This window comes from Schlesneria sphaerica (genome assembly GCF_044336245.1).
GTDB classification, from domain to species: Bacteria; Planctomycetota; Planctomycetia; order Planctomycetales; family Planctomycetaceae; genus Schlesneria; species Schlesneria sphaerica.
On record NZ_CP172346.1, the window covers coordinates 4,575,896 to 4,589,293 of the forward strand.

Below are 13,398 nucleotides of genomic sequence, written 5' to 3' on the forward strand. Positions count from 1 at the left end.
CAGCTGACCGCCATGCCGGGGGATTCAACCATCAACGATTCACTACTCAGCAGCGGCTTCCGCTGGAGCTGCATCCCCTTCGGTCGCTTCCGCTGCTGCGGGAGCAGGAGCTTCTTTGACCTTGGGAGCCTGCATGGGAGCAGGAGCAGCAGCCGTCGTGTAGCTGTTCGTCTTGACCTTCTTGACCAGCGTGGCCACGCGGTCCGACATGCTGGCGCCGACCGAGACCCAGTACTCAACGCGTTCCATGTTGACTTTGACGCGCTTTGACTTGTCGGCGACGGAGGTGTCGTACCAGCCCACTTCTTCGATGGCTTTACCTTCACGATGAACGCGAGAATCCATCACGCAGATTCGGTAGAACGGTCGGTGCTTTCGTCCAATCTTCTTCATTCGAATACGAACTGCCACTCAATGCTCCTTATTTCTAAGTTGGTTATCGCTCAAAACTGTTCGACCGCATCGGGCTGACCACAAAATCACGAGGAGGATGTGAACAGTCAGAGAAGGAACTAAAGTTCCGGCTTGCCGGGATTTCAATCCATACGATCCAGGTTTTTCATTCCGTGTTGCTGCTCATTTCAGGTCGATGATGCTGGCAGCAGTACCCATCAACATCTCCGTCGTCCCTTCCACACCGAAACAGGAACGCAGCGATCGAACTGCGGACCCCACGTGCCGGAGTGGCCGTGACTCTTGCACCTACCGATTTCGCTTCTTCTGTTTCTTGGCTTCTTTGCGCGCTTTTTTGCGTTTTTCGTCGGCCAGTGCCTGATCTGCAGGACCCCGTTTGGATCGCTCTTTGGGGACTCGCAGTCCCCCGGCGGGATTCACCATCCCTCCTTGTGCCAGGTCGCGAACAGCCTTCATTCGATCCATCGATCCCAGGCCAGACATCTTCTGGGCCATGTTCGCCATGTTGTGGAAGTCTTTGAGGATCCGATTGACGTCGGCCGGGTCCGTGCCGGCTCCGCGTGCGATGCGGTGTCGGCGGCTGCGGTCGATCTTGTCAGGATGGGTCCGTTCGTAGGGGGTCATCGAGCTGATCACCGCTTCGATGCGGTTCATGTCCCCTTCCGCATCGATATCCGGATTGGAAGCCAGCAGCCCGCCCAGCCCCGGGATCATCTTCATCAGATCCTTCAGTGAGCCCATCCGTCGGATCATCTTCATCTGATCGCGGAAGTCTTCGAGTGTGAACTTGCCGGCGGCCATTTTCGCCTGCTGGCGAGCCACTTCGGCTTCGTCCATCTGCTCTGCCGCCTTCTCGAACAGAGTGACGATGTCACCCATCCCGAGAATTCGGCCAGCCATACGATCCGGATGGAACGGTTCGAGCTTGTCGAGCTGTTCGCCCATCCCGATGAACTTGATCGGGACCCCGGTAACTTCCTTCACGCTGATCGCGGCACCCCCGCGGGTATCGCCATCGAGCTTCGTCAGAATCACGCCGTCGAGTTCCAGTGCTTCGTTGAAAGCCCGGGCGCTGTTGACGGCGTCCTGGCCAGTCATGGCGTCGCAGACGAGCAAAATCTGATCTGGCTGGACCTTGCGATCGATCTGCTCAAGCTCTTTCATGAGCTGCTGGTCGACGTGCAAGCGGCCTGCGGTATCGAAGATGATGACGTCAACGCCGGCCCCTTTGGCAGCGGTGAGGGCGTTGGCACAGACTTTGAGAGGCGTTGTTTCAGCGGGATTTTCGCTGTGGACCGGCACACCCAGTTGCTGGCCGATGATCTTGAGCTGTTCGATAGCGGCGGGACGCTGCAAGTCGGCGGCAACCAGCATCGGTCGCTTGCCTTGTTCCTTCAGCATGCGGGCCAGTTTGCCGCAGGTGGTCGTTTTACCACTTCCCTGCAGACCGCACATCATGATTTTGCCGAGCGAATCTTTACGCAGATGCAGCGAATGATCCGTGGGCCCCATCAGCTCGACAAGTTGCTGATGGACAATCCCGACAATCTGTTGATCGGGACGAAGAGATTTCAGTACTGCATCGCCAACAGCGAGCTCGGTACACCGTTTAATGAAGTTGGTGGCGACGTCGTAATGGACGTCTGCTTCGAGCAACGCTTTTCGGACCTGAGCCATCCCATCGCGAATATTCGCTTCGGTCAGCTTACCGCCGCGTCCCAAGACCGAGAGCGCAGACTTCAGGCTTTGTGCAATACCTTCAAACATATGTAACAATCTCGAGTTAAAAAGATCCGGAGCGTACGACAAGCATACGGCGTCGAGCGAACGACGATCCAGGCAGTTCAGCCCAGGAGCCGGAACGGGCCAAGCATCATAAAGGACCTGTCGCCAATTCGCAACATGTTAAATTGAACTTTCAGGCGAAGGCTTGCGGGTGGAGAAAGTGTACAGAAGATCAAATCGAGATCAGCCAGACCAGGGCCGGATCCGAGGCGGTCATGACGTCTTTATCGGCTGCCCTGCCCAAGTTGAGTAAGTCCGTTCCCTGAAAAGAGCTGTAAGTGCTGTCTGTGAAAAGTGTTGTGGTGATGGGTTTCAGTCAGGGTTTGCGGTTGCGATAAAGAGCTGGATCGATCGCGGTGGTCATGGCCGCGAGATCCAGGTTCCGGCCGAGAAAATGGGCAATCCGTCGTGCCTCGGTGGCTGGCTCGTTGAGCAAATTTCGGTATCCGACTCGCAGAAGCGAAATTTCGGTCCGACCCGCGAGCCACTCGTGCAGGCGTTCCAGATGGGTCTGGTAGGCACTGAGCATCTCAGCCGAGGGAGCGGCCGAAGGGCGATTCATCCTTCGCAGCATCGTTTCCTGAGACTGCAGGACCTCTTCCAGGTCACGTTCCAGGAACAGAACCCGGTACCGTTCGGTGGGGGGCAGGTGATACAGCAGCATGGAAATCATCTTGACCGCTTTGCCCCGTGCGGTCGGAAGCCACGAGGCATCGTCTTCAATGTCTTTCGCCGCTTCATACTCGAAGTACCCCCGCGGGTTGTCGGGGTCGGGGGACCGCAGGTGATCCGTCACGATCTCGACTCCTCCTTGGCTCAACATCTGCATCATCAGCGAGGTGCCGGAACGGGGAAGCCCGGATACGACAATAATCTCTTGTGGCAGATTCACAGACGTGTTCCTGAGAGCGACTGCAAATAACAAATAATGGGTGACGACGACAGGCGACTACATTTGAACTCGGAAAACTCCGCGGAGGGAGAAGGCGACGATGGACGAGGCGATGAACCAGTAGACCGGCCAGAGTTGTCCCCCCGTACCCCGGGAGGTTCTCGTCGGATACTGAATTTCGATCGACTGAACGGGAGATGAGGCGTCAAAGGGGGCTTCTGCCGGGTGGGTGAGCATCGCCATCCACGTTTGTTGCGGCCGCTGCTGACTCACCCGCATGACTCTTTCGCCGATGGCAATCTCTTTTGAAAACATATGCCCATCGACGTGGAACTGCAGTGGATGATCGCCGTCGGCATTCGCCTGGACGTTCCAGCAGATCTCTCGCTTACTCGGGATCCGGACAGGCCCCACCGTAACGACCGCTGCGGGGGCAGGGTCGAACTCGACGGACGGCCAGGGGGGCCTGGAATCGACACTGCTTGCCAGGGGCTTGAGTCGCAAGGTGACAACGGCTTCTTCTCCGCGGAGCAGTGGGCGATGCTGCCACCAGAGTGATAGCTGTCCCAGCAGCAGCGTGACCGGGACAGCCATGCAGAGAATCGGGACGAGCGACAGCGCGATCAACTTGAAGGCCCCCAGCACGATTCTGAACTGGGATCGCAGACTGACGAACATGCTGTCTTTGAACAGAGAGAGCGCCAGCATGTCAGCCTTGATACCGTCCCGCACTCGTTTGATCGCCGATTGATTCGATGTGTATTTGAAGGCAATCAGTAGCAGCAGGCCTGATACGACGGAAACAAGGACCATCCCGGTCAGTTCGGACAGCACGTGCAAAGGGGCAAGCAGCACCTGACCGCAGGTGTTTGCGATCTGGTTCAGTTTCAGTACGACCTGCAGTCCGGCGTCGGTCACTTGAGGTATCCCAGCCCGCGGAGCTGATTGGCAACCTGGTTCTCTGCAGACTCGACCTTCATCCGTTTGATTTCATTTTCGATGCAGTGCGCGATGAACTCTTCCACACTGCTGTACCCCGCTTTTTCGGCAGCCTGTTTGGCGCGGTCAAGTAATTGCGCGTCGAGTGTGATTTTTGACATGGGAAACTCTCCGTGATGGGTTGCTGGTGTCATCGACCGGTCTGTCGCCGCTTGCGGTCTGTCGCGAGTTCGCCGCCTGTGTCCGGTATTCCGGTGAAAGGGGGGGGATTTAGCGAGTGAAGATACTGCGTCCTGTCATCGGGGTGGGGGTGGGTAATCCGAATTCTTCCAGAATCGAGGGGGCCAGATCAATCAGCGAGGGGTCTGCGGAGCGGATCGTCTGGTTACAGCAGAGTAAGCCGGGAACTTCCAGAGCGTCAGTGCAGTGGTCGGCGCTCCAGGCGGAGTCATTGTCGAGCAGGACATCCTTCGTCAGGCCTCCCAAACACGTGTCCCACGACGCGCGATAGCCGCGGTGATAGCCGATGATCAGGTCCGGTGCCATCGCCGTCGCATCACCCGAATAGATCTGATCGCTGCGGTAGACTCCCCGAATCACCGGGGTACCGTCGAAGTCCTTGACCGCTTCCAGGCGAGTCACCAGTTCCTTCAGCAGGGTCTCGCGCTCTTCGCCGGGTTCCACGATTCCGTCACGCTCCCGTCCTTTCAGGTTGAGATACAGTCCGTTAATTCCGAGTCCGTAAGCGCGGGTCTGCGACCAGTCGACGTCTTCCATGATGGACGTGCATTCGGCCGGATTGAGGTATCCAAACTCCCGCAGCCATGAGTTCAAGTTGAATTGACGACCGAAGTTCGCAAAGCCATGGTCGCTCATCACCATGATGGTGGCGCGGCCCCCGTATCGCTCTTCCAGGTCGCCAATCACTTCGTCGAGTTTGCGGTAGAGGTGTTTGACATGAGCGTACATCGACTGGGCTTCCGGGGCGGATCGAGTCGGATGCCGTTCGTCGGAGTCCCACCAGAACATGTGGGACTGCAAGTCACTGCTGGAGAAATAGAAAAACAGCAGTCCGTCGTCGTAGTTCTCGACGGCGTATTCCAGCAGCGCCAGTCGTTCTTCCAGGACCAGGCTGGCCTGCTTCAGAAATTCGTCATCGCGGAACACTCCGTTCGTGCGGGCTTTGTGGTCTTCCTGAAAACCGGCCGTGTAGAACAGCCCCAGGTCTTTGGAGACCTGACTGATGAACTCAGGCGGTTCGGAAATTTTGACGGCAGGATTCGCAGGATCAATGTTGATCGGGCTAACATAGAGCCGGCAGTTGGGGGTGGCCTCCAGCAGCAGGAACCGACAGATGCCACTGGCGTGTTGAGTCGGCACGAACGAGGGGCCGGCGAGCGGAAAATCGACGCGCGTCCACGAACTCCACTGACCCGGTTTCAGCAGAATCTTCTGTCCCTGAATTTCGATGACGACCGCATTGGCGGAACGATCCCGATGGACCTGGAACTCGATCGTGACGGGCAGGGGGCGTTTGAGCAACGTATTGTCAGGACCGACGAGCTTGCAGTTGGCGGTGTCGGTGATGAACCTGAGCTTCGACCGCTTCCCCCCCGCCTCGTCGAGAGGACGCTGCGGACCATCTTCACTGAAGTATTGGTAAGTCCCGTAGCTCCCCAGCATGTCGGGAGTTCCCATACCACTCAGGCAGCGGTGGTGGCCATACTGTGAGGGGCTGGGGGGATAGTTTGCCGGCAAGTCGTAAAACGTCGTCGCGATTCCCGCCTTGTCGAGGTAATCCCAGAAGGGCGTCCCCTGTCGCTGCAGCACGGTTTCCGCCGGCTTGTGCAGGAACGGCCAGAAATCGAGTTGCAACTGGTGCTCACCCACCTCCCAGCCACCCACTGCCGGAACGGTGTCGGCGGCTGAATAGTAGGGGGCGCACTGCTCATGCGGATGCCGGTGGATAAAGTCGAAGATTCCGTGGGAACCGGGACCGGCCCCATTGATGAAGTTGGCCCAGGCGACAGGACTTTGAGGGGGAACGCTGGTTCCCAGCTTACTGAAGCCACCTCGGGAACTCATTCGAGCCAGATGAGGGAGCTGGCCTTCTTTCATCATTTGTGCGGTCAGGCGGGGATCCATTCCGTCGATCCCGATGACGATCACCTTCTTTCCGACACTCCGTGAGACGCGGCTGACGCTTCCCAGCCAGTACGAGGCGGCCCCCAGGCTGGCCGCTCCCAGCGTGGCCGCAGCGGCGGTTTTCAGGACGGTACGTCGACTTGGTTTGCGGGGGCCCGTGTCCGTCATACTAGATTGCCTCCACGGGGGTTGCAGCGGTGGAGGTTGCAGCGGTGGAGGGAGACCCGTTCGGGGTGCGTTCCCCGATCGACAGGACCTGTCCATCCATATACCCGGGGGTCGGGACGCCAAACAGGTCGAGCACGGTGGGGCCGATATCCAGCAATCGAGGTGACTCGGTCAGGAGTGAGTGATTACAGAAGAGGACTCCCGGAACGACAGTGGGATCCACGCAGTGGTCGCCGCTCCAGGCCCGCGTATTCGCGTGAAATACGTCACGGCTGGTTTGTCCGTTGGCCGCCTCCCACGAAACCCGATAGCCTTCCTCATATCCGATGATTAAGTCGGGGGCCTGCGACTTGTAGGGCCCGTGATAGACTTGCAGTGCCTGGTAGATTCGCCGGATCGGCGGTCTGCCATTCTCGGGATCCACGAGAGCACTCAGTCGCTCGGTGATTTCGGTTCGCAGTCGATCCGCCTCACCCTCGTCTTCGATAATTCCCTGCGAGAATCGGCTCTTCAGATTAAGGAAGATGCCTGTCAGGCCGATCGCAAACGCACGGGTCCTGGACCAGTCGATCCCGGCAAGGTATTCCTCGTCACGTCGATCGTCATTAACGGTCAGGTAGCCTTCGAGTTCGAGCCAGCGGTTCAGGTCGATCCCCCGGCGAAACGAATTGAAGCCGTGGTCAGACAGCACCATCAGCAGCGTCTCTTTCTGCGCGCACTTCGCCATCGTGCGGCCGACCAGTTCGTCCATTCTCGCGTAGAGCTTTTCAATCGCCTGTTCGTAAGTAGGGGGAACCTCTGCCGGACGGGCCGGATGCTGGTCGTCGTGATATCGCCAGAACATGTGCTGCATGCGGTCGGTCCCATCGAAGACGCAAACGCAAAGACCTCGGGGAACCTGGTCCAATGCGTCGAAAAACATCGCCTCCCGTTCCTGATCGGTCTCCAGGCACTGCTGATGGAACTGGTCGTCGCTCAGCACACTTTCGTTGAGCCCCCAGGTATCTTCGGCCAGGCCCAACGTGGCATACGGGCCTTGCCGTTTTGCGAGATAAACCGGGTAGACCTTAGGGTAACCGATCGGCATTGCGGGTCGCTGGGGGGCGATATTAATCGGGGTGACATACAGCTCGATTTCCGGGGTCGTCGCCAGCAGAAGAAACTTGCAGACACCCGAGATCGTCGTCGACAGCCCGCTTTTGAATTCCAGAGGGATCCAGTCGGTGTATTCCCCCCGTCTGAGAAGCCGCTTTTCCCGACCAATTTTCAGGTACGCGGTCTCTGCATCGTGAAGTGTGACGCGAAACGGCAGTTTCAGTGCCCCCTGTTCCGGGCCGCGCGGGTGTGGCGGGCCGGGCAGCTCGGCCGTGATGATGTTCCCGGCTCGAGTCAGGCGAATCCGATTTGGTCCGTTGGCGCTCTGCGGGGTGTTTCCATCCAAGGGTTCCGGCAGGCCGGTGGTAAAGTGGGTGAACTCGCCCTGCGTGCCTCGCAAGTCGGGAACGCACATGGCGGATAACTGGACTCCGTTCAGCTTTTCCGGAGGGAAACTCACGGGGACCCGAATGATGCAATTGAAGATGCCATATTCACTCAGCACGCTCCAGAACGGGCGGCTTTTGCGCAGCAGGCGGATATCCGGGCGAGAGAAGGGGAATGCCCATTTCCCCAGTCGAAACAGGGGCCGGGGAGGATGGATTTCGACGGAACTCATGCGGGGACGGTAGGTTTGTTCGTCCGGAACCAGGAAGTCGAAGATGTTATGTTTGCCCGGATTGACGCCCGTTTGAAACGAGGACCAGGCGACCGGGGAAATGGGGGGCAGGGTGCTTCCCAGACGTTGGAATCCCCCCTGGTCGCGCAGGCGTGCCAGGTTCGGCAGTTTGTTCTCCGCCAGCATCCGGGTGGTCAGGCCATGGTCCAGTCCGTCGAGGCCTAGGATGACAACGCGCTGAAATCGCATTTTCCCCGGCGGGCGCTTGCGGAAGAAGTGACGGATCAGCAGTCGAAACGGCCATGTAAACAGCATGACGAATGCCGAAAACATGGCCGCAAATACAGCGAAGAAGGAACTTGCCAGCGCGAATCCCGCTCCGGGACCGACATAGGCCTCGGCCGGTCGGGGGAGAGCCAGCAGAATCAGACAGGCCACAACAGCAGTTAGCAATCGTTGCATCATGAAGGATGAACTGATTCCTGTATGAAGACGCTCTCTGGAACGACGTGCGAGGGCCTCTGAATCATACAGGAAAGTTTCCCTCCGTTCACAGACCGATCAGAGAGAACTGGCGCGAGCAGGATGCGTCCAGGATTCCGTTGGACTGGCTCGGGCAAGTCCCGGCGGATCAGTCCTGAAAGTCCTTTGGCAGTTCAAGGGACCAGACTTCGTTGCTGAGAGGCATTGCATGTCCTCCCGCCACCCAGATTTTATCCTTGAAAACGTAGGTGGAATGTTCGTGCCGTTCCTTCCAGATCACATTCGACTTCAGTTCTTTCCAGTTTTTACCGTCCCTGGAGTGCCAGACATCGCCCCAGTTTCGCGAGGGGTTATTCGACCAGCCCCCCAGGACCCACATCCTGTCGCGATAGACGACGGACGAGAACCACAGTCGGGGTGTCCAGCCAGCGTGTTCGGTCTCGCGTTCCCACGTCTTCCCATCACGGGATGACCAGACATCATTCAGGGCGTGATAGCTGGGGACATAGTTTCCTCCGCCGAACACATAGATCTTGTCGTTGAGTACGGCGGCCTGGTGGTACGAGCGGGGTGACCAGCCGGCGTGTTCCGTTTCCAACGTCCATTCCTTCCCATCGGCGGACGACCAGACGTCATTCTTCAGGTTTGAGTCATCGCCGAAGTAGTAATTCTCGGTTCCTCCCAGGATCCACATGCGGCCCTTGAACGTGACGGCTGCGGAAGCGATACGAGGAGTCCACCCTGCTTTCGAGGTGAGTTCCCAGTTCGTCCCATCGTTGGTTGACCAGACTTCGTTGGTGGCACCGTGACCCTCCAGACGGCCGTTCGTCCAGCCCCCCATGAACCACATTCGGTCAGCGAAGGTCAGAGTCATCGGCAGGTCGCTGTATTTCCACGGAGCTTCCTGTTGAACGAGCTTCCAGGTCTTGCCGTCGGAAGAACTCCACGTATCCCGCGGCGGGGACTGGAAAGAATTGAACCAACCCCCGAACAGCCAGAGTTGGTCCTTAAAGACCAGTTCGCCGCTGGAGTCGCGTGCATTCCACTCTGCGTGAGGAGTGACTTTTACCCAGTCGGGACCGACCTCTTGAGCGAGCAGGGGGACGTGATTGGCGAGAAGGGCAACGAATGCACTCAGCATCAGACTTCGAAGCAGCATATCAGCCAGGCCTTTCTGAGTTATTTCGACGTGGGAGGAATGTCGCGGTCAGCGGGAGTGTGATGCAGAACTTGATCGATAAATTCATAGGCGGAACGCCGGGCGCTGTCCGGGAAAGAATGTTCCGTCGGGGGATAAATCGCAACGAGTTGGTCGGCGACCTGATGCAGTTCAAAAATGGGCCGGGCGAACTCGATTGTTTCGCGGACGCCATTAGCATCAAAATCATCATCGTTTTCGGCGGCGCTGACGAAACAGGCACGAGGCGCGATCGCGGCGATCAATTCCGGGAAATCAAACGGGACCTGGTTCGGGTCGTTTCCGAATTTCGAAGCGATCAGGGGCATGTAATTGGGGCCGGTCCAACTGGGGACATCGTCCTTGTGAAACCGACAGAACCCGCAACTGGTCACGACCACCTGCAGTCGGGGTTCGAACAAGGCTGTGAACAGGGAGTTGTGTCCGCCGAGGGAGTGTCCGATGGTGCCGATGCGCTGGCGATCGACTTCCGGACGGGACTCCAGCAGATCGACGGCGCGAATGTTATCCCAGATGGCTTTCATGGTTCCGCTGTCGTAAGGCGATTGCTTACCAAATTCGTAGCGGTGCTCTCCGAACGACGGGTAGTCGGGAGCCAGCGTCACGTAGCCGCGTCGGGCAAGCTCCAGTGCATAATTGAGCGAAGGGCTCCCGTCCACGCCCCCTGGTTCGTCCTTCCCTCCCCGGAACGTCTGATGCAGGCAGAGCATGGCGGGGGATTTTTCTGTTGCTCCGTTCCCGGGCAGGAACAGGTATGCCGGGACTCGATCAAAGGGATCGGACTGGTAGGTCAGCTTGATACGTGTGACAGTTCCGAGTTGGGTTGTCTCCTGGATCTGGACGTCGAGGGGAACTCGGAAATCCGGCCCGGGCAGAGGGCCCGCAGCCAGCTCGAACTGAGCTTGAATCTGCCGTCGCCGCGCGTCCCAGTCCTGGGGAGTCTGGATCGGATGAGAAGCACCGTCGGGTGCGATGTAAGTCGTCAACTGCTGGTGATTGGGGTATTGCACAGGGGCCGCCTTGGGTTCGAATCGCCCCACGGGGAATCCCTGCGCATAGGAAATGACGACCTCACCATCAGACGTTCGATACCGTACCGCGTCTTTCCGATCGAAGTCAGGTGGCGTGGTTCGGCGAAGCAACTGATGGCTTTGCGGGTTGAGATACTTGTCGGCGACGCGAAAGACAATTTCTGTCCGATTTCCCAGTGCGTGCCCCGACGAGGTGAAGATCTTTCCGTCCAGGTCAGCTTTTGAGATGAAATGAGGCTCTACATCCAGTTGGGCTCGTGTCATCTCGTTGACCATTGCGACGGCGTCTTCGAAAGGGCAGGTCGTGTCATCAACACCATGCACGACGATGATCTTCGAGGTGCTATCCATTTTCCGCATTGTCCACAGGTGCTCGGGGCAACCTACAAAGCGCAATTCCTGTTCCCACGGGTGGAGATAGTAGGGGTGTTCCGGCGCAGGGGACCAGCGGGCGTTGAGGTCACTCCCGCCGCTGATGTTGAACGCAATGTCATTCGATAATTTCTTCATCCCGCACAGATCGATGAGACAGGTGAATGTGCGTGGAGCCAGCTTGTTGGCCATCAGCGTCACATTGCCCCCACCTGATCCGCCCGTGGAATAAATACGGCTGTCGTCGTAAGAGCGATTCGCGGCTTTCAGTTGATCGCGGATCCACCAGAGCGAACGTAAGGCGTCGAGTCCCTGCAGATAGCCGAAATCATAAGGCTCGGGCCCGTGGATGGAGTCCTGAGGTCCGCTTTGCAGAGAGTTCACGCACAGCGCGATGACATTCAGCCGGTCGGCGAGTTCTTGAGGGGCGGCAGTCCCGACGCAGTCGACACCTCCCCAGTTGTGAAGGGTGAGCATCAGTCCGGTGCTGGCATCGACGCGGGCAAGTTCGCCCTGCGGATAATGGACCAGCACCTTCACCTCGCGTGGTCCCGGGCGAAGAGGCCATTCCTGCGCGGGAAGGTTCACGGCAGCGTTACGTTCGGGTAGTGCAGGCCATGTCTGTCCCCAGGAAGGGGGCGTCATCAGGCACGAAAGAAGGACGAGAGCGGTCAGTGTCCTCGTCCCCCTGAGACAAATGAAATGCTTTGGGTATAAGGAGGACCAGGGCATGCTGACGACTCCTGAAGTGTTTATGGAGTTATAATAATCATTGCCTGTAAATGGGGCACTGATTGGCTGGGGTTGTTGGTTTTAAATGCATTTAAGTCGCTGCAGTCACCCACAAGTGATTGCCTTCAGAAGAATCAAAGAAATTTGATGTGATCGCCTCTTTTTTCAGCTAATCTGCTTGCTTTGTATACAAAAAACGACAACCATGAGAGAGGCAACGAGAAGGTTTCTGGTGTCGCATCTCCTGTATTCAGGCCTCTTTTCTTCGGTGAGAGCCCTTTGAGAATGCGGGAATCTCTCGGCAGGTTTATTGAGTTTGATTGATCGCGAGGAGTATCGTTTTCCGGCACGCCGAATGCAATTCTAGAATCTCCTTCTCTGTTTTTGACAGGCTTCGACGATGTGTTCTTTTTACACAGTTTTAATCGGGGGTATTTGTCATGCTGCTGAAAGATTCCAGGTCTTGCTTCAGGCGCCCACAAGGCTGCCGCCCGTTACAAGGGTTTACGCTGATTGAACTGCTGGTCGTGATCGCGATCATTGCCGTTCTGATTGCGCTCCTGCTTCCCGCGGTGCAGCAGGCTCGTGAAGCCGCACGCCGGACGCAGTGCAAGAACAATATGAAGCAGATTGGTCTGGCGCTTCATAACTATCACGATACCCATGACTGCTTCCCCATGGGCGAAACCACGACTCAGGCGGATGATCCTCTCACCGGCCATTCCGTGCATGTCGAGATCCTTCCCTATATGGATCTGGCGAACATCTACAACCGCTTCAACTTCAGTCACTCGACATGGCTCTGCTGCGGGATCACTGACCCAGTGCACGCCGCCGCGATCCAGACCAAGATTCCCGCGTTTCTGTGCCCTTCGTCGACTCATGCGCCCGGTGCAATGTACTCGGCTGGTACGCCCGAACTGAACAAGCAGGGGATCGCGGAATACGAGGCCATTATGGGTTCGGACCGCTATCCACACCGCTGCCCTCCCAGCAATGGTCGGGATGAAGAGCAGAAGTCGATCGGGGGTATGTTCAACTTCAATATCAAATATTCTCTGCGTGATTGCACGGACGGTAGTTCCAACACGATGGCATTCGGCGAGTACTCGCACAAAGCCCCCGGTCAGAATTATGGTTCGTTGGGGAGTCATCACGACGCAACCCATGCCTGGGCGATGGGCTATACTTTCTACAACTGCACCGGCAGGGGTGGAGACTACGCATATGGACTGCGCGTGATTGCCTATCCACCGAATAGTCGTGCTTACCGACAGTACGCATGGACCGAGGTCCCTGTTCACAACACGATCACGAAAGCCGCTCTGAAAAGCGGTCACGTCGGTGGTGTGCACACGCTCTTGTGTGATGGGTCAGTCCGCTTTATCAGCGATTCGATCGACCTGACGACCTACAAGAATCTGGCCGACCGGGCCGACGGGAACGCACTGGGCGAGTTCTAAAACGCCTGCTGATGCGTGTTGCAGTGACTCGGTTTGTCTTCAGTGGATCGCGTTGTGGCGCA

10 protein-coding genes are annotated in these 13,398 nt (G+C 57.7%); 1 reads left to right on the plus strand and 9 read right to left on the minus strand.

Features of this window, described 5'->3' with window-relative positions:
- Nucleotides 1–42: 42 nt before the first annotated feature.
- From rpsP to ACGY09_RS16685, 9 genes are all read right to left on the minus strand, one after another.
- Nucleotides 43–411: a 30S ribosomal protein S16 gene (gene rpsP, locus ACGY09_RS16645; protein ID WP_373649109.1), complete on the minus strand. Its 369-nt coding sequence runs from the start codon at nucleotides 409–411 to the stop codon at nucleotides 43–45.
- 291 nt (nucleotides 412–702) lie between these two features.
- Nucleotides 703–2,181: a signal recognition particle protein gene (gene ffh / locus ACGY09_RS16650; RefSeq protein ID WP_373649108.1), complete on the minus strand. Its 1,479-nt coding sequence runs from the start codon at nucleotides 2,179–2,181 to the stop codon at nucleotides 703–705.
- Between the two features lie 334 nt (nucleotides 2,182–2,515).
- Complete coding sequence (locus ACGY09_RS16655; protein ID WP_397568612.1) at nucleotides 2,516–3,091, minus strand: sulfotransferase domain-containing protein; 576 nt, start codon at nucleotides 3,089–3,091, stop codon at nucleotides 2,516–2,518.
- Between the two features lie 57 nt (nucleotides 3,092–3,148).
- The gene (locus ACGY09_RS16660; RefSeq protein WP_397568613.1) at nucleotides 3,149–4,009 is read right to left on the minus strand and encodes a hypothetical protein; all 861 of its coding nucleotides are present in this window, start codon (nucleotides 4,007–4,009) and stop codon (nucleotides 3,149–3,151) included.
- Nucleotides 4,006–4,191: a hypothetical protein gene (locus ACGY09_RS16665; protein ID WP_373649105.1), complete on the minus strand. Its 186-nt coding sequence runs from the start codon at nucleotides 4,189–4,191 to the stop codon at nucleotides 4,006–4,008. Before ACGY09_RS16665 ends, ACGY09_RS16660 begins: the two co-directional genes overlap by 4 nt.
- A gap of 109 nt (nucleotides 4,192–4,300) precedes the next feature.
- Nucleotides 4,301–6,343 (minus strand): alkaline phosphatase family protein, encoded by a 2,043-nt coding sequence (locus tag ACGY09_RS16670; protein WP_373649104.1) that lies wholly within the window; start codon nucleotides 6,341–6,343, stop codon nucleotides 4,301–4,303.
- A 1-nt stretch (nucleotide 6,344) separates the two neighbouring features.
- Complete coding sequence (locus tag ACGY09_RS16675) at nucleotides 6,345–8,522, minus strand: alkaline phosphatase family protein (protein ID WP_397568614.1); 2,178 nt, start codon at nucleotides 8,520–8,522, stop codon at nucleotides 6,345–6,347.
- Nucleotides 8,523–8,688: 166 nt separating this feature from the next.
- Nucleotides 8,689–9,699, minus strand: a complete 1,011-nt coding sequence (locus tag ACGY09_RS16680) for a galactose oxidase (protein ID WP_397568615.1) — start codon at nucleotides 9,697–9,699, stop codon at nucleotides 8,689–8,691.
- A gap of 20 nt (nucleotides 9,700–9,719) precedes the next feature.
- Nucleotides 9,720–11,873, minus strand: coding sequence for an alpha/beta hydrolase family protein (locus ACGY09_RS16685; RefSeq protein WP_397568616.1), 2,154 nt, complete (start codon nucleotides 11,871–11,873; stop codon nucleotides 9,720–9,722).
- Between the two features lie 440 nt (nucleotides 11,874–12,313).
- Between ACGY09_RS16685 and ACGY09_RS16690 the strand changes: the two genes are divergently transcribed.
- A complete protein-coding gene (locus ACGY09_RS16690; RefSeq protein WP_397568617.1) occupies nucleotides 12,314–13,336 on the plus strand; it encodes a DUF1559 domain-containing protein in 1,023 nt (340 codons plus the stop codon).
- Nucleotides 13,337–13,398 lie beyond the last annotated feature (62 nt).